This is a genomic window from Pelosinus fermentans JBW45 (assembly GCF_000271665.2).
Lineage (GTDB): Bacteria > Bacillota > Negativicutes > DSM-13327 > DSM-13327 > Pelosinus > Pelosinus baikalensis.
Window position 1 is genome coordinate 2,187,637 of the sequence record NZ_CP010978.1, and the last position, 22,737, is coordinate 2,210,373.

General features: G+C 37.2%; 21 protein-coding genes, 4 tRNA genes and 1 other annotated feature. Of the genes, 24 read left to right on the forward strand and 1 reads right to left on the reverse strand.

Features of this window, described 5'->3' with window-relative positions; all coding sequences use genetic code 11:
• Positions 1–14: 14 nt before the first annotated feature.
• The 17 genes from floA to JBW_RS09435 all read left to right on the forward strand — a co-directional run bounded on the left by floA (position 15) and on the right by JBW_RS09435 (position 17,089).
• Entirely contained in the window at positions 15–1,025 is a 1,011-nt protein-coding gene (floA, locus tag JBW_RS09360) for a flotillin-like protein FloA (protein WP_007954353.1), read from the forward strand.
• Positions 1,026–1,033: 8 nt separating this feature from the next.
• The gene (locus JBW_RS09365) at positions 1,034–1,381 is read left to right on the forward strand and encodes a hypothetical protein (RefSeq protein WP_007954352.1); all 348 of its coding nucleotides are present in this window, start codon (positions 1,034–1,036) and stop codon (positions 1,379–1,381) included.
• A gap of 197 nt (positions 1,382–1,578) precedes the next feature.
• Entirely contained in the window at positions 1,579–3,102 is a 1,524-nt protein-coding gene (locus JBW_RS09370; RefSeq protein ID WP_007954351.1) for an ATP-binding protein, read from the forward strand.
• Positions 3,103–3,398: 296 nt separating this feature from the next.
• Positions 3,399–3,677 (forward strand): sporulation protein YqfC, encoded by a 279-nt coding sequence (yqfC, locus tag JBW_RS09375; protein ID WP_007954350.1) that lies wholly within the window; start codon positions 3,399–3,401, stop codon positions 3,675–3,677.
• Between the two features lies 1 nt (position 3,678).
• Positions 3,679–4,905, forward strand: coding sequence for a sporulation protein YqfD (gene yqfD, locus JBW_RS09380; RefSeq protein WP_268747893.1), 1,227 nt, complete (start codon positions 3,679–3,681; stop codon positions 4,903–4,905).
• 259 nt (positions 4,906–5,164) lie between these two features.
• A complete protein-coding gene (locus tag JBW_RS09385; RefSeq protein ID WP_007954343.1) occupies positions 5,165–7,348 on the forward strand; it encodes an HD family phosphohydrolase in 2,184 nt (727 codons plus the stop codon).
• Positions 7,299–7,733, forward strand: coding sequence for an rRNA maturation RNase YbeY (ybeY, locus tag JBW_RS09390; RefSeq protein WP_007954341.1), 435 nt, complete (start codon positions 7,299–7,301; stop codon positions 7,731–7,733). The genes JBW_RS09385 and ybeY overlap by 50 nt, the downstream gene beginning before the upstream one ends.
• Positions 7,733–8,086, forward strand: coding sequence for a diacylglycerol kinase family protein (locus JBW_RS09395; protein ID WP_007954340.1), 354 nt, complete (start codon positions 7,733–7,735; stop codon positions 8,084–8,086). The genes ybeY and JBW_RS09395 overlap by 1 nt, the downstream gene beginning before the upstream one ends.
• A 16-nt stretch (positions 8,087–8,102) precedes the next feature.
• Entirely contained in the window at positions 8,103–8,507 is a 405-nt protein-coding gene (locus JBW_RS09400; protein WP_007954339.1) for a cytidine deaminase, read from the forward strand.
• Positions 8,497–9,393, forward strand: coding sequence for a GTPase Era (gene era / locus JBW_RS09405; RefSeq protein ID WP_007954338.1), 897 nt, complete (start codon positions 8,497–8,499; stop codon positions 9,391–9,393). Before JBW_RS09400 ends, era begins: the two co-directional genes overlap by 11 nt.
• A gap of 338 nt (positions 9,394–9,731) precedes the next feature.
• On the forward strand, positions 9,732–11,030 hold the full coding sequence (locus JBW_RS09410; RefSeq protein WP_036680500.1) for a hemolysin family protein: 1,299 nt from the start codon (positions 9,732–9,734) through the stop codon (positions 11,028–11,030).
• 107 nt (positions 11,031–11,137) lie between these two features.
• Complete coding sequence (locus tag JBW_RS26185; RefSeq protein ID WP_144408485.1) at positions 11,138–11,251, forward strand: YqzL family protein; 114 nt, start codon at positions 11,138–11,140, stop codon at positions 11,249–11,251.
• Between the two features lie 110 nt (positions 11,252–11,361).
• Positions 11,362–12,117 (forward strand): DNA repair protein RecO, encoded by a 756-nt coding sequence (gene recO, locus JBW_RS09415; RefSeq protein ID WP_007954331.1) that lies wholly within the window; start codon positions 11,362–11,364, stop codon positions 12,115–12,117.
• A 97-nt stretch (positions 12,118–12,214) separates the two neighbouring features.
• Positions 12,215–12,673, forward strand: coding sequence for a DUF4342 domain-containing protein (locus JBW_RS09420; protein ID WP_007954329.1), 459 nt, complete (start codon positions 12,215–12,217; stop codon positions 12,671–12,673).
• A 54-nt stretch (positions 12,674–12,727) separates the two neighbouring features.
• Positions 12,728–12,955 (forward strand) — a binding site (T-box leader).
• A gap of 143 nt (positions 12,956–13,098) precedes the next feature.
• The gene (gene glyQ, locus JBW_RS09425; protein ID WP_007954328.1) at positions 13,099–13,974 is read left to right on the forward strand and encodes a glycine--tRNA ligase subunit alpha; all 876 of its coding nucleotides are present in this window, start codon (positions 13,099–13,101) and stop codon (positions 13,972–13,974) included.
• A 2-nt stretch (positions 13,975–13,976) separates the two neighbouring features.
• The gene (gene glyS, locus JBW_RS09430) at positions 13,977–16,037 is read left to right on the forward strand and encodes a glycine--tRNA ligase subunit beta (protein WP_007954327.1); all 2,061 of its coding nucleotides are present in this window, start codon (positions 13,977–13,979) and stop codon (positions 16,035–16,037) included.
• Between the two features lie 221 nt (positions 16,038–16,258).
• Complete coding sequence (locus tag JBW_RS09435) at positions 16,259–17,089, forward strand: pyruvate, water dikinase regulatory protein (protein WP_081490006.1); 831 nt, start codon at positions 16,259–16,261, stop codon at positions 17,087–17,089.
• A gap of 37 nt (positions 17,090–17,126) precedes the next feature.
• On the opposite strand, the gene JBW_RS09440 is transcribed toward JBW_RS09435, so the two are convergent.
• Positions 17,127–17,603, reverse strand: coding sequence for an LptA/OstA family protein (locus tag JBW_RS09440; RefSeq protein ID WP_007954326.1), 477 nt, complete (start codon positions 17,601–17,603; stop codon positions 17,127–17,129).
• A 211-nt stretch (positions 17,604–17,814) separates the two neighbouring features.
• Here JBW_RS09440 and JBW_RS09445 point away from each other — a divergent pair, with 211 nt between their 5' ends.
• The 7 genes from JBW_RS09445 to JBW_RS09475 all read left to right on the forward strand — a co-directional run bounded on the left by JBW_RS09445 (position 17,815) and on the right by JBW_RS09475 (position 22,672).
• Complete coding sequence (locus JBW_RS09445) at positions 17,815–18,810, forward strand: deoxyguanosinetriphosphate triphosphohydrolase (RefSeq protein WP_007954325.1); 996 nt, start codon at positions 17,815–17,817, stop codon at positions 18,808–18,810.
• Positions 18,811–19,229: 419 nt separating this feature from the next.
• A complete protein-coding gene (dnaG, locus tag JBW_RS09450) occupies positions 19,230–21,041 on the forward strand; it encodes a DNA primase (RefSeq protein WP_007954324.1) in 1,812 nt (603 codons plus the stop codon).
• 54 nt (positions 21,042–21,095) lie between these two features.
• Positions 21,096–22,211: an RNA polymerase sigma factor RpoD gene (gene rpoD, locus JBW_RS09455; protein WP_419177834.1), complete on the forward strand. Its 1,116-nt coding sequence runs from the start codon at positions 21,096–21,098 to the stop codon at positions 22,209–22,211.
• Positions 22,212–22,293: 82 nt separating this feature from the next.
• Positions 22,294–22,369: transfer RNA gene (locus tag JBW_RS09460), tRNA-Asn, on the forward strand.
• 54 nt (positions 22,370–22,423) lie between these two features.
• Positions 22,424–22,498, forward strand: a tRNA-Ile gene (locus JBW_RS09465).
• A 19-nt stretch (positions 22,499–22,517) separates the two neighbouring features.
• Positions 22,518–22,592: transfer RNA gene (locus tag JBW_RS09470), tRNA-Glu, on the forward strand.
• A 4-nt stretch (positions 22,593–22,596) separates the two neighbouring features.
• Positions 22,597–22,672, forward strand: a tRNA-Val gene (locus JBW_RS09475).
• Positions 22,673–22,737 lie beyond the last annotated feature (65 nt).

Consider the following 22,737-nt stretch of genomic DNA (forward strand, 5'->3'; position numbering starts at 1 on the left):
TAGGAGGTAATAGAATGGGAATTTTCAGTGTAATAGGACCTTTATTTTTAGTGTTATTGGTAGTAGTGGGTATTGCTATCTTTTTGCATTTTGTACCCCTTGGTTTATGGATTTCAGCCATTGCTGCTGGAGTGCGCGTAGGCATCTTTACGCTAGTTGGAATGAGGCTTCGGCGCGTGCCGCCTGCTAATATTGTATTACCTTTGATTAAAGCCAATAAAGCAGGACTTGAGGTAACTGTAAATCAATTAGAAGCTCATTATTTAGCAGGAGGGAATGTGGATCGCGTGGTAGATGCTTTAATTGCTGCCCACCGAGCCGAAATTCCTTTGCCTTTTGCCAGGGCTGCTGCTATTGATTTAGCAGGCAGAAATGTTTTAGAAGCCGTACAGATGAGTGTTAATCCTAAAGTTATTGAGACACCAGTTGTAGCTGCTGTAGCAAAGAATGGGATTGAGCTTAAAGTAAAAGCCCGCGTAACCGTAAGGGCCAATATTGATCGCTTAGTCGGCGGTGCTGGTGAAGCTACTGTATTAGCCAGGGTTGGTGAGGGAATCATTACCACAGTTGGTTCTTCAAACGACCATAAAGACGTATTAGCTAATCCGGATCATATTTCGAAGACTGTCTTATCTAAAGGGCTTGATGCAGGAACGGCATTTGAAATATTATCAATTGATATTGCGGATGTGGATGTGGGACGTAATATTGGTGCGGAACTAATGACAGATCAGGCAGAAGCTGAAAAACGTATCGCTCAGGCAAAAGCAGAAGAACGAAGAGCCATGGCTGTTGCTCAAGAGCAGGAGATGAAGGCATATACACAGGAAATGCAAGCTAAGGTTGTAGAAGCCCAGGCAGAAGTTCCTCATGCCCTTTCAGTAGCCTTAACCGAAGGACGTATTGGGGTCATGGATTATTATAATATGAATAATATTATGGCAGATACGCAAATGCGGGAGACTATAAGTAAAGCGGGTCCAGCAACGCCATCTTCTAATAGACCTGAAGAACCAAGGAAATAGGTGATACTATGGATGATTTAGTACCTTTACTATTGGTTGCTATCATGTACTTAGTACCAGCCGTGTGGCGCAGATTTATAGCGAAGAATCAGACACAAACGACGCATGTGCCGGAGCAGGTGATCATTCCTGAAATTGAATTTATCCCAGAAGAAAGTCCAGGGGAGACAAAGGATTATAGCGCAAATTTGCCATTGGCAATTACCTCTCAAATAGAAAGTATCCATGCTATTGAAGAGGAAACATTGCCGTGGCAAGGTAAACTGACAGAAAATGTAGTAGTCAATGGTGTAATTTTTGCAGAAATCCTTCAGCCTCCCCGTGCATATCGTCCCTTTGTAAGAAGGATGAAATAAGGATAATCATTGTATTTAATTGCAAAAAAAAATTACCATAAAATTTTAGATTTAGAGAAAAATAACAGGAAAATAACCCCTGTTATTTTTTTTGCTATTTTGTACAACATACATATGTAAGGGTGACTGTTTTTATAAGACATAAGGAGAAGTTTAACATTAATTCATATAAATAGTAGAAAGGGGCGTGAACATCTGTGGAGACAGAGTATAAAGGAAGATTAACCTATGCAAAAGGCACATCAATCGAATTTGTGGTCGCACCTAACCAAGATGTTGACTTTGGTGATATTTTAGTAATAGAAGGTAATAATAATGATCGTTTTTACATCAGGGCTCATGATTTTAAGGTGAAGTCACGCTGGTCAGGTTTAAATGGTGTAGGTTACTTAATGAGTAAATTAGATGAGAATGGTCAGGTAGAAAATCAAGAAGAATTAGATTTTTATATGGGTGGTAACCATACTGTGAAAATTGGTATGGCAGAACAATTGTGCTATGTTGATGATAAAGGGCAACTATTGAATCCTAAAACCTGCCCAGATTTTTTTTGTCAAGTAAGAACGTTAAATGCTCAAGATTCAAGTTTGCTTTCTGAAATTAAAGGTGATTTAGAAATTGGATTCTTGAAAAGCGGGCGAGGAGTATTGACAATGCCTGTTGGAATTTATGGTGCTAAATCCATAACGGAACATATTGGTATATTTGGGACTACGGGATCAGGAAAAAGTAATGTAGTAAAAGTGCTTGCAAGTTCCGTAATTGATAGTGGAAATTATGGTTTGCTAATTTTTGATGTGCATAATGAATATTTTAAAGACTTATCCTCTCATCCAATGTCAAGGGAGCGTTTATGTGTGTATCATACAGATGACAAACAGTATGGAAAAACGATCGAAGTTAATTTCGCGGAAGTTGGTCCAGAAGATATTACTGCTTGCGCTACCTTCACAGAACCTCAGCTGGATGCAATTTATAAATTGTCATCTATGTGGAAAGAAGATTGGATGCGCTATGTTCTGCAATACGATACAAAAGATATAATCGATGAATTGGCTGGATGCACAGGGCAAAAATTTCACTCTCGAACCATCGGGAAAATAAAAAGCATTTGTTGGAACTTAGAGCAGGAGTTGCATGTAAAGCAGGAAGAAGCTACAGTCATTTCTCAAATTATCACTGAATTAGAACAGGGCAAGGTTGTACTTGTAGAGTTGAAGAATATTTCACCCGTAGGGGAGCAAGCCTTATCCACCTTATTATCTAAAAAACTTTTAAATAATTATGCTGGCAAAACGGAAGAAGAACGTAGCCAAATAAAGCCAGTATTAATTGTGTTGGAAGAAGCTCATCGATTTTTAGGTAAAAAAGAAAATAGCAGTAGCAATGTATTCTCTCGTTTGGTGAGCGAGGCACGAAAATTTAATTTGGGAATGTGCGTAGTGGATCAACAGCCTCGTTTGCTGGCAGATAAAGTATTATCTCAGTTAAATACGCTATTCATTCTTGGCTTGGCTTCTAAGGCTGATCGCAGCAAGATAGAGGCAATGTGTCGTAAAGATATATTGCAGCAGCGTAATGAAATAAAAAATTTAGATTGTGGTGAAATGATAGTAGCAACCAACTATATGCGCTTTGCAGCCCCTGTAAAAGTTCATAAATATGAAAATTTCTTGCAGCAGCGATATGCTGATTATATACCAGCATTGCCTATTGTATAAGCGTGGAAAATATCCACGCTTTTTCTTATAATATAGAATTTATAAGTTTTGCAGGCAAGAAAATATAAGATGATATGAACCACAAAAGCGCAATGCCGCTGATGCGGCACAAAGGAGTACACAAAATAGGTTATAAATAGACCCCGTTGTGTACTTTGCGTCTTTGTGGTTCCTTTCTATGTTTTATAGGATCAAAAGTATTTTCTTATTTGCCTGTGCTATTTGGTGTTGTTTTAGCCTTTTGTACTACATGTTGGTTTTAAGCATATATATTTATATAGAGGGAGGGGGTTGTTGTGCAGTATCGTAGAAATAGGCATTTACAACGTTTAGCTGGCATATTAGAAATTCCTCAGGATATTGTGCTGGATTTGCCCCGCATTACGATGTTGGGTAACAAACAGTTACTATTGGAAAATCATAAAGGCATTATTGAGTATACTCCTTCGTTGGTACGTATAAAATTAGAACAGGGTGAACTCATCATCAGCGGTAAAGAACTAACACTTGGTAATTTACAGGTGGAACAAATATTGGTTGAAGGTACTGTGGAGGAAGTCAAGTATGATACGTAATATGTCCCATTACATTCATGGTACTGTTAAAATAAAGGTTAGTGGGCCTATGCCTGAGAAGTTTATTAATTTGTGTGTAATGAAAAATATCTTTCTATGGGGCCTTACTAAGAAAAATGAAGGACTTTTTGTTTGTATGAGTCTTTCAGATTTTTTTTCCATTAGACCTATCGTACGTAATAGTAAGAATCACATTAAAGTAGTAAAGTATTATGGATTTCCATTTGTGATAAAGAAAATAAAAAAACGTAAAATGATGGTAATTGGTCTAATTCTATTTTTATGTGTACTTAATACTTTGGTATCTTACATCTGGTTTATCGATATTATAGGTAATAAAGCGATACCTGCTCAGCAAATTAGAGATCTTATAGCGGAAAATGGGTTAAGACCAGGTATGCTTAAAAGTGATATTCCTGTAAAAAATATTGAAAATCAAGTAGCAATGACATTGCCTGAGGTTGCTTGGGTCGGAATTCGTTTCACTGGTATACATGCAGTCGTAGAAATCGTGGAGAAAACAATTTCTAAGCCTCAAGATAAAGAGCCAGCCGATATTGTGGCAGTAAAAGATGGCGTTATTACAGAAATTATTGCCTTATCTGGACAGAGTGTTGTTAAAAAAGGTGATACAGTGAAAAAAGGAGATGTACTGATTAAAGGAGTTAGCTATGAGGGAGCGATGGTGGATTCTACTACGATAAACCCACCTCAGCAAAAAATTAGAGCCAAGGGTATTATTAAAGCGCGGGTTTGGTATGAAAGTTATGGAGAATCTGAATTGTTAACAACTGTTCATGAAAGGACAGGACGCCAGGAAATTGGTGTTGACTTAAGAGTTGGACAACAGGAATTCCAATTGAAAAAAGTTGCAGTAAAACCAGGTGATTTAGTGGAAGTAGATACCTTTAAGAAAAAGCTTTTTTGGTGGAGGAATCACGATATAATTGTCGAATCTACTATAAGTACATATTATGAACTTGATGAAAAGAAAGTTGAAATAGGTATAGAGGAAGCGAAAGAACAAAGTAAGTCTAGGGCTTTTACATCATTACAATCCTTGATTCCTGAAACAGCACATGTATTATCAAGGAATATTGAAGTATTACAAATGCCCGAAAAGAATTTGATTCGCGTTAAAGTTAATGTAGAGACAGTTGAAGATATTGGTGAATTTACGAGTATAACTATAAAAAATGAGGTTAGTGCACCGCCAAAATATAATTGATGATAAAGTTAAAATATGATAAAGGGCTTGCATTTTGCTATAATCTGACAAGATGCCTAGGAAAGCCCTTTCTTCTTTTATTGCTTTTATTCACTCATAGGAATGATCACAGTGATCTACTTGGAAGTTCTTAAAATGACGAGAACAAGTGTGTTAAGAATAGGATTTAAGGTAATGGGGTAAACTCTTATTGTTATTTATTGCCAAAAATCTGGTTGTAAATTGAATCTCATGTTGCTAAAATATGGAGTTGAAATTCGTGATATCATTAAATAATAAGTTGCGAGAATTTTTTACTCAGCCTACAAGTATATATGGAAAGCCAATTGCACGGCGACTTGTATTAGGAGTAGCTTTTTTTCTGTTGTTCATGATTATTTTATCATCCGATTTTGTCTCGGATAAAGTATCTCTTGAAGTAGGACAAGTTAGTGATCGTGATGTAATAGCACCAAGGACGGTTGCATATGTAGATGTAATAAAGACGAAAAAATTTGAGGATGAAGTATTAGCCAGTGTAGCGAATGTCTATGATTTAGATGTTACTGCAATCGCTAAAGCCGAAGAAAATATAGGCGCGATTTTTAGCGAGGCAAAGCAGGTTGTGGGAAATAAGGAGCTAGTTTCTGCAGAGCAAAAAAAGGAAAAATTACAGCAAGGGTTGCAGCTGCCATTGCCTAATAATGTTCTTGATGGATTAGTTCACCTTGACGCGGCATCAATGATCAATGCAGAGGAGCAGTCTAAATCTATTTTACGTAAATTCTTTCAGAGAGGTATTCGTGATGATGATTTAGATATTGCCAGGAAGCATATTGTAATTGAAACAGAAGAAATGGGTTTAGACAAAAGGGTTGAGTCTGTAATAGCTGGAATTGGACAAGCACTGTTAAAACCAAATTTTATTTTAAACGTTCGTGAAACAGATAAACGTAAACAGTCCGCTATAAACAGTATGGAACCAGTACGGGAAACGGTAAAAAAAGGTCAGATAATGGTAAGGCGCGGAGATATTGTCACTCCTGAACAAATTCACGCTGTAGAAGAATTGGGCTTATCCAAAGGGCATGTTAATGAAATGCGTATATTTGGACTTGCCATTTTTGTTATAGCTGTCATGATTATTATTTTGGGATACATGTATCGGTTTGCTTACCCTATTTATACAAATGATTTATATTTAGTGTTATTAGGATTAATTACGCTGGTAACCTTATTACTAGGTAAGGCTGCTCATTATTATTCTGATTTTTCAGCTCCAATTGCTGCTGGAGCTCTTCTCGTCGCCATCTTGATTGATGCTCGCCTAGGAGTAGTGATTAGTATCGCTTTAGCACTGTTATTTGGTATTATTGTTGAACATGATTTACGAGCAGTATCAACAGTGTTAATTGCAAGCTTGATTGGTGTTTATAGTGTATCGAAGATGGCTCATGGCTATAGCCTGACAAAAACAGGAATTATCATTGCTGGCGTTAATTTTGTAGTGATTGGTGCCACTGGTTTTATTGAGCAATTAAATAGTGCGCAAATTCTCATGCAAGGAGTACAGGGCATTGTAAGCGGTATTGCAGCTTCTGTCATTACAACAGGGCTCCTGCCTTATTTAGAAAATGCTTTTAATATCACTACACCCTTAAAGTTATTGGATTTAGCACAGCCTAATCATCCGTTGCTGCAACGACTGCTTTTAGATGCTCCAGGAAGTTACCATCATAGTGTTTTAGTTGGAAATTTAGCAGAAACGGCTGCAGGTTATATCCATGCAGATCCTGTGACCGTTCGCGTAGGGGCATATTATCATGATATTGGTAAAATTAAACGACCTTACTTTTTTGTGGAAAATCAAGCAGGGAATGAAAATCCTCATGATAAAATAGCACCTTCGTTAAGTACCCTGATTGTAACCTCACATATCAAGGATGGCGTTGATTTGTGCCGTGAGTATAAATTGCCTCAGATTATTATTGATATTGTGCAGCAGCATCACGGAACGATGTTAGTGTCCTATTTTTATAAAAGGGCTACCGAAAATGAGCATAGTGAATGCATTATTGAGGCGGATTTTCGGTATGAAGGTCCACGTCCTCAGAGTAAAGAAGCAGCTCTTATTATGCTAGCGGATGCTTGTGAGGCGGCAGTACGTTCCATTGGCAAACCCAACAAAAATCGAATAGAAGCAACTGTTCGTAAAATCATTCGTGAACGTTTGCATGATGGACAATTAGATGAATGCAATGTAACATTAAAAGACTTGAACGTAATCGGCGATGTATTTATTCGAGTTCTTTCCAGTATGTTTCATACCCGAATTGAATATCCCGATACATTGAAAGAGTTGGAGAGGAGAAAAGCAAAGAATGGAAATAGCAATAAGCAGTCCTCTGCAAAAGATGATAGTAACGCTGGAAATGGAACAGATAGTGAAATCGGTGTTAAATAAAACTGCTGAAGTCTACGGAATCGAGCCTCATATAGAGGTGAGTGTTGTTTTGGCTGATGATGGTTACATTCATCAGTTGAATCGACAATATCGAGGAAAAGACTGCTCTACTGATGTATTATCCTTTGCGTTAAATGAAGGAGAAGAGCCTCAAATCGTTAATGGACCAGAAGAGGTTTTGTTAGGTGATATTATTATTTCTCTTGAAACTGCAGCGCGGCAGGCGGAGGAATATGGACATAGTTTAGAGCGTGAATTGGCTTACTTAACAACTCATGGCATCTTGCATCTATTGGGATATGACCATATGACAGAGGATGAAAAAGCAGAAATGCGTCAGGAAGAAGAACATATTTTATTTTTGTTAGGCATTACTCGTGTATAATGAGAAAGAAGCAAAGTTTGCTAATCTCCATTAAAAGTGCTTTTGGGGGGATTTATCATTGCGCTACCCATGAGCGCAATATGAAAATTCACATTGGAGCGGGGTTAACTGTAGGATTTTTGTCTTGGTGGCTCGCATTAGATAAATATGAAATACTGATCTTATTAGTAACGGTAGAAGGTGTATTAGTAGCAGAGATGATCAATACGGTGGTGGAAACTCTGGTGAATATGATATCGCCAAAGTTTCATCCTCTCGCAAAAATAGCTAAAGATGTAGCTGCTGGAGCTGTTCTGATTACTGCTATATTTTCATTAGTTGTTGGGTATATGCTCTTTTTTTCAAAACTTTAAAGTAAAGGGGCGTATTATGAAAAAATTAATTCAAGCAGCAAAATCTGGAAGAGAGTGTGCTTATGTGCCTTATTCAAACTTTAAAGTGGGGGCTGCAGTATTAACAAAGAATGGAAAGATATATGTGGGCTGTAATGTTGAAAATGCTTCTTATGGCTTGTCTAATTGTGCAGAACGTACAGCTATTTTTAAGGCTGTTTCTGAAGGGAATCAAGAGTTGACAGCGATTGCTATTGTGGCGGATACGGTAAAGCCTGTAGCGCCTTGCGGAGCTTGCAGGCAGGTAATGTCTGAGTTTGGTATTAGTAAAGTGATTATGAGTAATTTGCAAGAGGAAGAATACATTGTTACTCTAGAAGATTTATTACCCTATTCATTCGAAAAAAAACATTTGTCAGGAGAAAAGAATCATGGATGTTAATAAAGATCATAAGTCAGGGTTTGTTTCAGTAATTGGCAGACCAAACGTTGGTAAATCTACTTTAATTAATAGTCTTATTGGACAAAAAGTCGTGATTATGTCGGATAAACCTCAGACAACACGTAATAAGATTATGTGTGTTCTTACACTCGATGATGCACAAATTTTATTTATTGATACGCCTGGTATACATAAACCTAAGCATAAATTAGGCGAATACATGCTTAAAGCAGCAGAAAATACGCTGCGCGAAGTAGACGTCATTTTTTTTGTTGTAGATGCTACTGAGGATATTGGTGGAGGCGAGCGATACATACTGGAATTATTATCACTAGTTAAAACACCAGTTATTTTGGTAGTCAATAAAATTGATAAGATCGAGAAAACCAAACTGCTGCCAATCATACAAAAGTATTCTGCTTGTTATGAATTTGTAGGTGTGGTACCTATTTCCGCGATGGAACATACCAATCTGGATGGTTTGATTATAGAGGTGAAAAAATATTTAGAGCCTGGTCCTCAATATTATCCGGAAGATATGATTACGGATCAACCGGAACGTTTAGTAATTGCCGAGATGATTCGTGAGAAAGTTCTTCATGCTACACGAGATGAAATTCCCCATTCTATTGCTGTGGATATTGAGGAAATTACAACTAGAGCAAATGAAGATTTATACATCCGAGCTGTGGTTTATGTAGAGCGGGAATCCCAGAAGGGAATTGTAATTGGTGCTAAAGGACAATTACTAAAAGAAGTGGGGAAACTGGCACGGATTGATATTGAAAATCTTTTAGGATCAAAAATATTTTTAGATTTATGGGTTAAAGTGAAAAAAGACTGGCGGAATAAAGAAGGCAGCTTGCGAAGCTTTGGTTATGAGTAAAAGTTGGTTGCTAAAACTTCATTAGGTAAATTATTTACTGTGGCTGTCACATTGTGACAGCCATTCTTTATTGACCGAAATGCTACAAGATGGTATCATTTGTAAAGAGAGGTGAAATCGGTCTTTATGTTGGAAGGGGTTAATATTATTATGACAAATTGGGTTATAATAAATTAAGGGATAAATCATTGAAGGTTTTCTAGTTAGATAAATTGTTTTTGCAAATTAGATTGCAAGAGCTGCATAGGAAGCATTAAGACTAGTTTTCACTGCTGAACCGTAATATTTTGAGGGAGAGATGCGCTATCGAGTCGCCTTTATATAGCTCGCTAAGTTTATTGGCAGCTTTTTTATTGGTTTTACTAAATGGTTTTTTTGTAGTTGCGGAATTTTCTTTGGTGAAGATTCGTAAAACTCGTATAGAAGAACTAGTACAGCAAGGGAATTCACGAGCTGAATTAGCATTAAAAATTATATCTTCTTTAGATACGTATCTAAGCGCAATTCAATTGGGGATTACACTCGCTTCATTGGCTTTAGGTTGGATTGGGGAACCTGCCATGTCCTCTATTTTACAGCCTTTAATATTTGCCTATTTACCAGGATCACAATTAGTATTACACACCATAACAGTTGCTATTGGATTTACTATTATTACTTTACTGCATGTAGTGATCGGTGAATTGATTCCGAAGTCATTGGCTATTCAAAAAGCGGAAAGCATGCTGCTTTGGGTAGTATGGCCATTATATATATTCCATAAAATTGGTTATCCTGTGATTACGCTATTTGATCATACTGCTTGGTTTTTCCTGAAGCTTTTAGGTGTCAAGCCAACGAGTGAATCTGACTTAGCTCATTCGGAAGAAGAATTAAGGATGATTGTTAGCGCCAGCCACCGAGGCGGGGTTTTAGACCAAATGGAAAGTGATCTTCTAGATAATGTTTTTGATTTCGCTGATCGTTTAGCACGCGAGGTTATGGTGCCTCGTCAAGACATTGTTTGTTTATTTGCTGATGACTCATACGAAGAAAACATAAAAGTAGTCCGTGAAACGCATCATACTCGATTTCCACTATGTTTAGAAGATAAAGATCATATTATGGGCATGATCCATCTTAGAGATCTAATGGACTTCGATCTTTGCAATACAGAGCAAAAAGATTTAACAACGATTATGAGGGAAATTTTGGTAATTCCTGAAGGCATGTCAGTAGCTAAAATCTTACAGATGATGCGGCGAAAGCGTATTCATCTTGCGGTTGTGGTTGATGAATACGGCGGTACTGCGGGACTTGTTGCCATGGAAGATATTATTGAAGAAATCGTTGGTGATATTAAAGATGAGCACGATGAATTGATTCAACCAGAAATTCAACGTATGCCTGATAATACCTATGAATTTGATGGCAGAGTATTGTTAGAGGATGTAGCGGATTTATTAAATATTCGCTTGGAAGAACATGAAGAGGATACCATTGGCGGATATATATTTGGCGTATTAGGGCGTCGTCCTGAAATTGGGGATGAGGTAACAATTGGTGAATATAGCTTTGTTCTGCTACAAGTCAATGGTTTTCGTGTAGTTCGGGTAAAAGCCTTGCCTCTTCCTAAAGCAGATGAGAGTGAAGCTTAGCTATAAAAGAAGATACTTGGAAAGGAGGTTTATAAGGCGAGGAAGTTGGAAGGTCGTGTCAAAAAATATGTGCGAAGGGATGATGTCAAGTGTTGTTACGGGATTTAATGTGGGAAGTTTTCCAAAGCACCGGACAAATTGAAGCATATTTGATCTATCGTTCATGCACTGAATCTAACGTGATACCTGAAACACCACCAGTTACTAAGATCGACTTATAATCTCTTGGAATTAAAATCATATAGATTTAAACAAAATAGGGGCGTATGCATTGTGAACGCCTCTTACATATTCAAATTATATTTTAAGCAGTAGGTTAATTGAGGGAAATATGGCACAATATCAAACAGAAGCCATCTTAGTTGCAGCACGTGATTGGGGTGAAGCGGATAAGATGGTAACTTTATTTTCTCGGGAGCATGGCAAGATTATTGCTTTTGCCAATGGAGCTAGGCGGCCTAAGAGCCCCTTAGCTGGTGGCATGCAACTTTTTACCCATATGGATGTAAGGGTGGTTTCAGGGAAAAACTATGATTCAGTGAAACAATGTGAGATGAAAAATTCTTTTCGTCAAGTACAAGAAGATTTTAACTGTATGGCTTATGGTACATTTATTGCAGAACTAGTAGCAGAACTTTGTCCGGAAAAGCAGCCTGAACCTCAAGTATTTGATTTGTTATTAGAAGTACTAAAAATACTTCCTATGCGTAATCCTCGCATGGTAGCCTTAGCTTGGGCTTGGCAAATGCTATTTATTATGGGATATTATCCTGACTTTAAGCAATGTGTTATTTGTGGACAGGCTTTAGTATTACCTAGTTATTTTTGTTTTTTAAACGGAGGCTGCATCTGCTCGAACTGTGACCATGGAAAACTGCCAGAAGTGAATGGAAAAATAGTTGATTTTATCGATTGTTTATTACATATCAACTGGAAAAATCCGGTTGAATTTACTGTAAGTGGCGCAGTTTTAATGCAAACAGAGAAAATCTTAATGGAGTATTTGACGCAATGTTTGGACAAGCCACTTAAATCTATGAGGTTTATAAAACAAGTTGCTGAGGTAATGCAAAATGAGAACAGCTAAAAGTTGTTGCCGCAATAATGTAACAAACTGGAATTTTTGAATAAGGATTATCACTATTGGAAATAATAACATAAATATTTCTTAGGAGGATTTCATCATGGAAGAAATAACATTAGAAAAAATTGATATTATACGAGGGCGTACGGGTCTTTCCTATCGAGAGGCTAAAGAAGCATTAGAACGGAATCAAGGAATTTTACTTGATACGTTAATCGAATTAGATGAGAAGAAAGAAACAAACTGGACAGAGGGCTTTTCTGTACGATCTGGAGAAGTGATTGATAAGGTAAAAGCTCTTATCCACGAAGGCAATGTTAATAAAATTAGTATAAAGAGTGAAGGACGTACCTTAGTTGAAATTCCTGTAACACTTGGCGCTCTAGGAGCTGTAGTGTTACCGCAAATTGCAGCATTAGGAGTATTAATAGCAATGTTTAAACGGTGTAGTATCGAAGTTGTGCGCAATGATGGCAGTACTACAGAGACAAAAATATCAGATGATGATACAGCAGTTGATGAAGAAAAAAATGAGTTTCATAAAAATAGTGGACTTTAGACGCTGCTATATACCATTGACAATATAAATAACTTTTGTTATGATTTTAACTAAATTAAGGCAATGAAGGAAAAAAGTAACCTATTGTTTTTAGCGAGTCAGGGATGGTGCAAGCTTGGCAATGTAATGGGTGAAAGGCATTCCTAAGCCGTAAGAGGAAATTCTGCGCATTCGCTCGATAGAGTTTTTATGTGGAAGAGTAAAACTTGCTATAACTTAAGGTGGATCATGTTCTCATGGTCAATCAGGGTGGAACCGCGGGAAAAACCTCTCGTCCCTGTAACGATATGTTACTGTGGACAGGGAGGTTTTTATTTGTAAACAGCAGTCGCATACGTTTATTTTCATAAGCAAGGCTGGGGATTGCATTTGGCAGAGACTTGATGTAGATCAAGTTTTTTACTATTAAGGGAGGCGTATTATTAGTGACTTTTCAAGAGATTATTTTGACACTACAAAATTTTTGGGCTGGACAGAAATGTATTTTAATGCAACCGTATGATGTGGAAAAGGGGGCAGGTACAATGAATCCTGCTACCTTTTTACGAGCGTTAGGACCAGAACCTTGGAATGTTGCATATGTGGAACCTTCCCGTCGTCCTGCAGATGGACGTTATGGAGATAATCCTAATCGTTTGTTACAGCATCATCAATTTCAAGTTATCATGAAACCTTCACCTGCTAATATTCAAGAACTCTATTTAGAAAGTTTGGTAGGTTTGGGAATTGATCCCAGTAAGCATGATATTCGTTTTGTTGAAGATAACTGGGAATCTCCAACCTTAGGTGCATGGGGACTTGGCTGGGAAGTGTGGTTAGATGGTATGGAAATTACCCAATTTACTTATTTCCAACAAGTTGGCAGTATTGATGTAAAACCTGTCTCTGTGGAAATTACCTATGGTTTAGAGCGTTTGGCAATGTATATTCAAGGAAAAGAAAATGTGTATGAACTAGAATGGGTAGATGGCGTTACTTATGGCGATGTTTTTCACCGTAATGAAGTAGAACAATCTCATTATAATTTTGAAATTGCTGATACGGATTTGCTATTCCAGTTGTTTGATATGTATGAAAAAGAAGCTATCCGAGTCATTGAAGCAGGCTATGTATTACCGGCCTATGATTATGTGTTAAAATGCTCTCATACTTTCAATCTATTAGATGCCCGTGGTGCGATTAGTGTTAGTGAACGTACTGGTTTTATTGGAAGAGTTCGTAATATGGCCAGATTATGCGCACAAGGCTATTTAGAACAACGAGAAAAATTAGGCTTTCCCTTGCTTAAGGAGGGTAAATAATTATGGCAAAAGATTTATTATTTGAAATTGGTACAGAAGAAATTCCTGCAAGATTTATGGCAGGCGCTTTAAGCCAACTTGAGAATATTGCTAGAAATAAATTTGATGAACTTAGAGTTGGCTATAGAGATATTCAAGTGCTAGGGACTCCTCGACGATTAGCATTAATTGTGAGAGATGTATTAGAAGAACAAGCAGATAAGAATAGTGAAAATAAAGGCCCTTCTATAAAGATTGCATTTGATGCAAATCATCTGCCAACAAAAGCTGCTCAAGGATTTGCCCGGGGGCAAGGTGTCGATCCAGCTGATTTGGTGGTAAGAGATGGATATGTTTATGCTCTTGTACATGAAGTGGGCAAACCTGTCACGACCTTGTTGCCTGAGATCTTAAGCAATATTATTGATAGTCTTAATTTTCCTAAGAATATGCGATGGGCTAACTTTGATAGAAAGTTTGTCAGGCCTATCCGTTGGATAGTAGCACTTTTTGGTAGCGAGATCATTCCTTTTACCATTACAGAAGTATCAACGGGGAATGCGACTCGCGGCCATCGTTTTTTAAGTAAAGGCGAATTAATCGTAAATTCTGTGGATGATTATTTTACTGTATTGCAGGAAAACTACGTTATGGTAAATCAAGAAGAGCGACGCAGCGTTATTCGTGAGCAAGTTCAGGAAATTGCCCTAAGTCAAGGTGGTACTGCTGCTATTGATGAAGATTTATTAGAAGAAGTAGTATATCTTGTGGAATATCCGACAGCTCTTTGCGGACGATTTGAAGAAAAATATTTATCATTGCCTCCAGAGGCTGTTATTACGCCTATGCGCGAGCATCAGCGGTATTTTCCTGTAGTCTCAAAAGATGGAAAGCTCTTACCTGTATTTATTACGGTACGTAACGGTTCCGCCGACCATATTGATATTGTTCGTCATGGTAATGAAAGGGTACTCAAAGCAAGATTAGCCGACGCTCAGTTCTTTTTTGAGGAAGATAAGAAGATAAAATTAATTGATCGCTTAGATAAACTTAAGACGATTGTTTTTCAAGAGGGATTAGGCACTGTTTATGATAAAACCATACGTATTGAGCATCTCGCGTTAGCTATTGCAAAATTTATAGGTACTGAAAATGTAAATAGGATTATTGAACGGAGTGCCAAACTTGCAAAGGCTGATTTGGTAACAGGGATGGTTTGTGAGTTTACCGAACTGCAAGGGACTATGGGGAAAGAATATGCATTGTTAAATGGAGAACAACCTGAGGTAGCTCAGGCAATATTCGAACACTATTTACCCCGTTTTGCTGGTGATATTTTGCCGGAAAGTGTAGCAGGAAAGGTGATTAGTATCGCTGACAAACTGGATAATATCGTAGCAACTTTCAGTCGTGGTCTAATACCAACGGGTTCTCAAGATCCTTATGCATTAAGACGCCAGGCATTAGGGATTGTTAATATCTTAATTGATAGCAACTATCATGTTTCGATGAATGCTATGCTGGTTCAAACTATGGATTTACTGGGTATTGTTCCTGAAAAGCGAGAGAAGTTGCTCATAGAAATTCAGGAGTTTTTCCGATTACGAATTAAGAATGTCTTAGCTGATGAAAACATTCGTTATGATATCGTTGATGCTGTAATGGGCACTAGCGTAGATGATATATATGATACTTGGTTGAGGGCTAAAGCTATTGCAAATGATGGCGGCAGCAGCGAAATGCAGAAGGCTGTCCAAGCATTTACTCGGGTTGGTAATTTGGTCAAAAATGTTACAGATGTTCAGGCAATTGATGAGAGCTTATTTACAGTAGATGAAGAACGCGTTCTCTATTTTGCCTATAAAGATGCATATGAAGAGATTCAAAGTATGACAGAAAGAAAAGACTATTGTGGTATACTCAATGCAATGCTCAGGATGACTGAGCCAATTGATGCGTTTTTTGGTGCAGTTATGGTTATGGTTGAAGATGTAGCAGTAAAAAATAATCGTTTAGCATTACTCAAAGGAATTACAGGTCTTACTACGAATGTAGCAGATTTAAGTAAAATTGTAGCTTTATAAATCATATAAGAAAGAGCCTGTACAATGGATGCAGGCTCTTTTATACTTTTAACATGTAATAATTATCTATGTTTATTGGCAGAATGTTATAAAGAGAGTCTTTTAGAAGAGGATTTTGTATGATTTTAACGTATTATATAAATTGGAATTGGCTTTTATTAAAATAAATATACAATAGAATTATTAGTATAGGAGGGAGCATCATAGCTAAATCATCAGTAATTTATGCTTTATCGGATTCTATTGGTGAAACGGCGGAAATGATAGCTAGAGCCACAGCAAGTCAATTTAAAGCTGGAGCGTTTGAAATTATTCGTATTCCGTATATTAATAGTACCATTCAGATTGAAAGAATTTTAGAAGATGCAGCAAATTATACCAGTGTGATTTGTCATACCATTGTAGGACGTGAATTAAGAGAAGCGTTATTAGAACAGGCACAACGTTATAACATTCCTACGATTGATATTATGGGACCCATGATTGATGCTGTACAGCATGTATCAGGATTTGTTCCGCAATTAAAGCCAGGATTGGTTCATACTTTGGATCAAGCTTACTTCAAACGGGTTGCAGCAATTGAATTTGCGGTAAAATATGATGATGGGAAAAATCCTGACGGTATACTAAAAGCCGATGTGGTACTGGTTGGAGTATCGCGTACCTCAAAGACACCCTTGAGCATGTATCTGGCTCATAAAGAATTACGGGTTGCCAATGTACCGATGGTGCCTGAAGTGGCTCCGCCAAAAGAATTATTCGAAATTCCTACAGAAAAAATTGTCGGTTTAATTATTGATCCTGCCAAATTAAATAATATTCGGGCCGAGCGACTGCGTTCTATGGGATTAGACCCGGAATCCTGTTATGCTGATTCTGCACGAATCAAAGAGGAAGTAGAATATGCTAAAAGCATTATGCATAAATTAAACTGTCCTATTATTGATGTGTCGAATAAGGCTATTGAAGAAACTGCCAATAAAATTATGGAATTGATCTGTAGCAAAAAACAATCTAATATCTTTGGTGCGGATTATTGCTCACAAGTATAATAAAAAAACCTCCGGTAAAAATCCGGAGGCTTTTTTATTATAAGAATGTGTCTGTTGTTATATTATATTTTGCTGTATTCGCGGACCAGGAATTCCCATTTTGTTCAATTTGTACATTATCGCTAAAAAAGGCATTTTTATCTCGCCAGTTGTAATCGACGTGATTAGCTGTAACATTTAGGTTTGTGCGAGTAAAATGTACATTTCCTTCGACGATAGCTCGGTCTTGGGCACCATATACATAGACACTATCTGCAGTGAATAAAATATCATCTTGCTTTACTGTAATATTGCCACTTCCCCAAACTTCTAACGATCCCATATTAACTTTTGCTTGATCTGCAGTAATCACACGGTTTTTAACTTGTATGTATACATTTCCATTTAATACATATAAACCGGTATTAATGTCAAAATATTGCTGATCTGCTGTAATAGTGGGTTTGGCAGCGAGAGTAGTTGCTGTAAATAGCAGCATAAACAGTAAAGTAAATATGAAAGTTTTAGTTTTCATAATAATCTCCTCTCCGTATAAGTAAAGCATATAAACAAATCCTTAATAATATTATAACAGATTTTGTAGGAAAATGGAGGTGTAAATGCTTGGTATGCTGAAAAGAGTATATAAGATTCATTCGTTATCAAACTAGGTGTAATAATGAAGCAAACAATGCTTCTATCTAAAAAAAACGAAGGTTAATGAAGTAAAATGCGGAGGCGATATTATGAATATACGTGAACGTATTGAGGAACAAGAATATAAAATACTGTCATCCTTTGCTAGTAAAAGTAGGGAAGCAATACGAGATAAAGAAGAAGAGGTATGTGAATTTCGAACCGCTTTCCAGCGTGATCGTGATCGTCTTATCCATAGTAAGGCTTTTCGCCGATTAAAGCATAAAACCCAAGTTTATATTTCTCCTGGAGATCATTATCGCATGAGAATGACTCATAGTTTAGAGGTGTCGCAAATATCTCGAACCATTGCCCGAGGATTAATGTTAAATGAAGATTTAATTGAAGCTATTGCCTTGGGACATGACGTTGGGCACACTCCTTTTGGTCATGTTGGCGAGTATGCTTTGCGTGAAATTATTGGTTGTTACCACCATAATGAACAGAGTTTAAGAGTCGTAGAACATCTCGAACGAAATGGCAGAGGACTGAACTTAACATTAGAAGTTAAAGATGGCATATTAAATCATACAGGTTTAAATAAGCCTTTTACCTTAGAAGGAAACGTAGTGCGTATTGGCGATCGTATCGCTTATTTATGTCATGACTATGATGATGGTATTCGAGCAGGGATGATCAGAACTGTTGATTTACCAGAAAAGGTGGCAAAGACATTAGGAACAAATCCGTCTAATATGATTACTGTAATGGTTTCTGATATGATTCGGACATCTGAAGGACGTAATGAAATACAAATCTCGGCTAACGTTAAAAATGCCATGGAAGAATTTCGTGAGTTTATGTTTCGAAAAGTATATCGTTCAACAGATTTAGAGCCGGATCGCAAGAAGGCGAAATATATCATTCATAAACTATATGAATACTTTACCCTTCACCCTGAAAGCTTACCACAGGAATTTTTAGAACGTGAAAGTATTTGGGGATTGGAGGTAACCATTGTTGATTACATTGCAGGTTTGACAGATGGTTATGCAGTTCATTTATTTGAAGAGTTATTTATTCCGGCAAAGTGGATTGCCCGATGAGTTATAAGAAAAAGTTTCAATTTGTTATCAAAAAAAATATTAGTTGTCAAGAGGGAAAAGAGGATATTTATAAGTTATATTGAATACTATTGTTTATGAAAGTAAAATGAATGGAGTTATGTCCTAATTTGGAGCTCATTCTAAGATCTTTCAATTAATAGTATGAAATAATAAGTACTATGGTGCATGAATCTTATAGCAGGATTATGGGAATTTGTGTAGAAATAAATCACAAATCGAAAGTAGTTTTTCTTTTAATCATATTGGATATGCTAGTATTAGCAGGAATATGGGAAAAAATCGCGAAAACAGGAAAACAGGATATTCTTGTATCATAAGTCGAAAAGTTGATTAGTAGGAATATTTATTCATGAAAAATTAACAGGCTATATGGTTACGAGTAGGTTAAAGGTGAGTTTATGAAAGATGGGATTTATGATGAATTTATTGATAGGTTGCGTTCGGAGAGTGATATTGTAAGCATCTTATCAGATTATGTCCCTTTAAAAAAGAAGGGAAAAAACTATTGGGGCTGCTGTCCGTTTCATCATGAGAACACTCCTTCATTTTCAGTAACACCTGACAAAGGTTTTTTTTATTGTTTTGGTTGTCAAAGTGGGGGAAATGTATTTAATTTTTTAATGAAAATTGAAAACATTAGTTTTTTTGATGCGGTAAAACTATTGGCGCAAAAAATGAATATTCCTTTGCCAGAAAAAGAGAAAAGTTCGAGGGAATTGGCAAGGGAACGTGAGAATAGCAAATTATACCGTGTCAATGAAATGGCTAGGGAGTTTTTTTATGCTTGTTTGACAAAAACTGTTTATGGTAAAAAAGCAAGAGAATACTTAAATTCCCGTGGTGTTACAGATGACGTCATTGAACGTTTTAAAATTGGCTTTGCTCCTCCTGCTTGGGATAAATTAGTAAACGCTTTTTTAGAACGTGGTTTAGAACAAGAGGTTTTGCTAAGAGCTGGTCTAATCGTAGAGAGAAATTCTGGTGATGGTGTTTATGACCGGTTTCGCAGTCGTGTAATATTTCCTATTTCTGATGCTCGAGGGCGGGTAGTTGGTTTTGGGGGAAGGGTGATTGATGATAGCCAACCTAAATATTTAAATTCACCAGAAACCTCTGTTTTTAATAAAAGATATATTTTGTTTGGTTTTGATGCTGCACAAAAGTTTATTAAGGAATCCGGGCAAGCCATTGTAGTAGAAGGTTATATGGATGCCATTACGGCTCATGCTTTTGGTATTCGAAATGTTGTGGCATCATTAGGTACAGCTTTTTCTCCTGAGCAGGCTAAATTATTGCTTCGTAATGCTAAAGATATATTTTTTGCTTATGATAGTGATGCTGCTGGGCAAAATGCTACAGTACGAGCTTTGTCAATTCTACGAAATTTAGGTGCGAATGTGAGAGTGATTTTGATTCCTGATGGCAAAGACCCTGACGAATTTATTCGCAAACATGGAACTGAGGCTTTTCAATCACTCATCGCAGAAGCATCTGATATTTTAGAGTATCAAATTAAGCAAGCTTTTCAAAGTATAGATTATAGCGGTCTGGAAGGTAAAGTTGCAGTTGTATCTAAAATAGTACCTATATTGGCAGAAGCGGATAATGCAGTAGAAGTGAATGCGTATATTGCTTCTATTTCACAGATGCTGGCAATTGATGAAAGTGCTATACGCAGCGAAGTTCGTAAATTTTTGTTTCAGCAACAAAAGGATAAAAATGTAAATAAAGGGAAGAATATATCTAATATGTTAGTTGTGAAACAACCTTCAATCGCATTAGAACAAGCTGAAAGTCATATTATTCGATTAATGTGTGGGAATAGCTCTCTTATACCATATATTAAAGAGAAACTGTCTATTGAAGAAATACAAGGAGAAAATAGACGCGAAATAATCAATTTAATATTTAAAGAGTATAATATGGGAAAAGATATTACAGATACTGCTTGGACAATGATGCTAAGTGAAGCAGCAAATGCAGAATTGTCTCATATTATGCTAATTGATATACAATATAATGACACTGATAATATCAAAATGGTTGATGATTGTATAAAAAATATGCGCCTAACAAATTTAAAGTTTTTATATGAACAGCACCGATTAAGGGCTGATGAATTAGAACGTCTGGGGGATAGTGGTTTTCTGCAGGCATTAGCAGAAAGTCAGCGAATAAACGATGAAATTAATAAATTGCGCAACTTATAATTCCAAAAAGAAACTACGCCTTGATTGGAGTGGCCAATGGAGGAGGGGAGTAAAATGACAGAGAAAAAGATGATATCAAATGAATTTGTAACTAAATTGGTGAACAAAGGGAAAAAACAGGGTGGCGTGTTAACTTATAGTGAAATCATGGATACTCTCCAAAGTGAAGATTTATCTCCTGATGAAATTGAAGAGATATATGAAGTCTTTTCTAGTAAGGGGATTGAGATAGTTGACGAGCTTCCTGATGATACTGAAAGTCATGATGAACCTGATGTAGCAGAAGTAGAAGAAGTAACTCCAGAAGAAGTAGATATTGATTTAACAATTCCAGAAGGTATTAGTATTGATGATCCGGTCCGTATGTATCTTAAGGAGATTGGTCGAGTACCTTTACTGACAGCTGATGAAGAAATTAAATTAGCGCAGCGTATGGAAGAAGGCGACGAGGAAGCAAAAAGGCGATTGGCAGAAGCTAACTTGCGCTTGGTTGTAAGTATTGCAAAACGCTATGTTGGGCGGGGAATGCTATTCTTGGACTTAATTCAAGAAGGTAATTTGGGCTTAATTAAAGCCGTTGAGAAATTTGACTATAATAAAGGCTATAAATTTAGTACCTATGCTACTTGGTGGATTCGCCAAGCAATCACAAGGGCAATTGCTGACCAAGCTCGAACGATTCGTATTCCAGTGCACATGGTGGAGACGATTAATAAATTGATACGCGTGTCTAGGCAATTATTACAAGAACTAGGACGTGAGCCTCAGCCAGAAGAAATTGCAAAAGAGATGGATATCAGTGTTGAGCGTGTAAGAGAAATTATGAAAATTGCTCAAGAGCCAGTATCTTTAGAAACACCGATTGGTGAGGAAGAAGATTCTCACTTAGGTGACTTTATTGAAGATCAAGATGCGCCAGCACCTGCCGAGGCTGCTTCCTTTATGCTCTTAAAGGAACAATTAGAAGAAGTGCTAGAAACTCTTACTCCGCGAGAAGAAAAAGTTCTTAGATTACGGTTTGGTCTTGATGATGGGCGAGCGCGCACACTAGAAGAGGTAGGGCAGCATTTCGGTGTTACCCGTGAACGTATTCGCCAGATTGAAGCAAAAGCTCTTAGAAAGTTACGTCACCCTAGTCGTAGTAAGAAATTAAAAGATTTCTTAGAGTAATAGTAAGTTAAATTTCATTTCTTTAAAAAAAGTTGTTGACGTAACGTTGGTATTGTATTATAATAGTTAATGTTGACGACATTCCTCGATAGCTCAGTTGGTAGAGCAATCGGCTGTTAACCGATCGGTCGTAGGTTCGAGTCCTACTCGAGGAGCCATCTTATACAGATTACAAACAGGCTTTCTATGGAAAACCTGTTTTAATATCTCTAGGGCCTATAGCTCAGCGGTAGAGCAGCCGGCTCATAACCGGCTGGTCCCTGGTTCGATCCCAGGTGGGCCCACCATTTTATAGTAAACAATTTTGGCCCGTTGGTCAAGCGGTCAAGACACCGCCCTTTCACGGCGATAACGGGGGTTCGATTCCCCCACGGGTCACCATAACGGGCGATTAGCTCAGCTGGGAGAGCGCCTGCCTTACAAGCAGGATGTCGGCAGTTCGATCCTGTCATCGCCCACCATTTAAGAATAAAATGCAAAGCATATGCTTTGCATTTTTTTACTATAGAGAAGATGATATTGAATT

Excerpts from the sequence above, each read along its gene's own strand:
- JBW_RS26185 (WP_144408485.1), top strand. The coding sequence starts at position 11,138 with ATGTGGGAAGTTTTCCAAAGCACCGGACAAATTGAAGCATATTTGATC.
- JBW_RS09440 (WP_007954326.1), bottom strand. The coding sequence starts at position 17,603 with ATGAAAACTAAAACTTTCATATTTACTTTACTGTTTATGCTGCTATTT.
- JBW_RS09420 (WP_007954329.1), top strand. The coding sequence starts at position 12,215 with ATGGAAGAAATAACATTAGAAAAAATTGATATTATACGAGGGCGTACG.
- rpoD (WP_419177834.1), top strand. The coding sequence starts at position 21,096 with ATGACAGAGAAAAAGATGATATCAAATGAATTTGTAACTAAATTGGTG.
- JBW_RS09445 (WP_007954325.1), top strand. The coding sequence starts at position 17,815 with ATGAATATACGTGAACGTATTGAGGAACAAGAATATAAAATACTGTCA.
- JBW_RS09395 (WP_007954340.1), top strand. The coding sequence starts at position 7,733 with ATGAGAAAGAAGCAAAGTTTGCTAATCTCCATTAAAAGTGCTTTTGGG.
- ybeY (WP_007954341.1), top strand. The coding sequence starts at position 7,299 with ATGATAGTAACGCTGGAAATGGAACAGATAGTGAAATCGGTGTTAAAT.
- glyS (WP_007954327.1), top strand. The coding sequence starts at position 13,977 with ATGGCAAAAGATTTATTATTTGAAATTGGTACAGAAGAAATTCCTGCA.
- yqfD (WP_268747893.1), top strand. The coding sequence starts at position 3,679 with ATGTCCCATTACATTCATGGTACTGTTAAAATAAAGGTTAGTGGGCCT.
- floA (WP_007954353.1), top strand. The coding sequence starts at position 15 with ATGGGAATTTTCAGTGTAATAGGACCTTTATTTTTAGTGTTATTGGTA.
- recO (WP_007954331.1), top strand. The coding sequence starts at position 11,362 with ATGGCACAATATCAAACAGAAGCCATCTTAGTTGCAGCACGTGATTGG.
- era (WP_007954338.1), top strand. The coding sequence starts at position 8,497 with ATGGATGTTAATAAAGATCATAAGTCAGGGTTTGTTTCAGTAATTGGC.
- dnaG (WP_007954324.1), top strand. The coding sequence starts at position 19,230 with ATGAAAGATGGGATTTATGATGAATTTATTGATAGGTTGCGTTCGGAG.
- JBW_RS09400 (WP_007954339.1), top strand. The coding sequence starts at position 8,103 with ATGAAAAAATTAATTCAAGCAGCAAAATCTGGAAGAGAGTGTGCTTAT.
- JBW_RS09365 (WP_007954352.1), top strand. The coding sequence starts at position 1,034 with ATGGATGATTTAGTACCTTTACTATTGGTTGCTATCATGTACTTAGTA.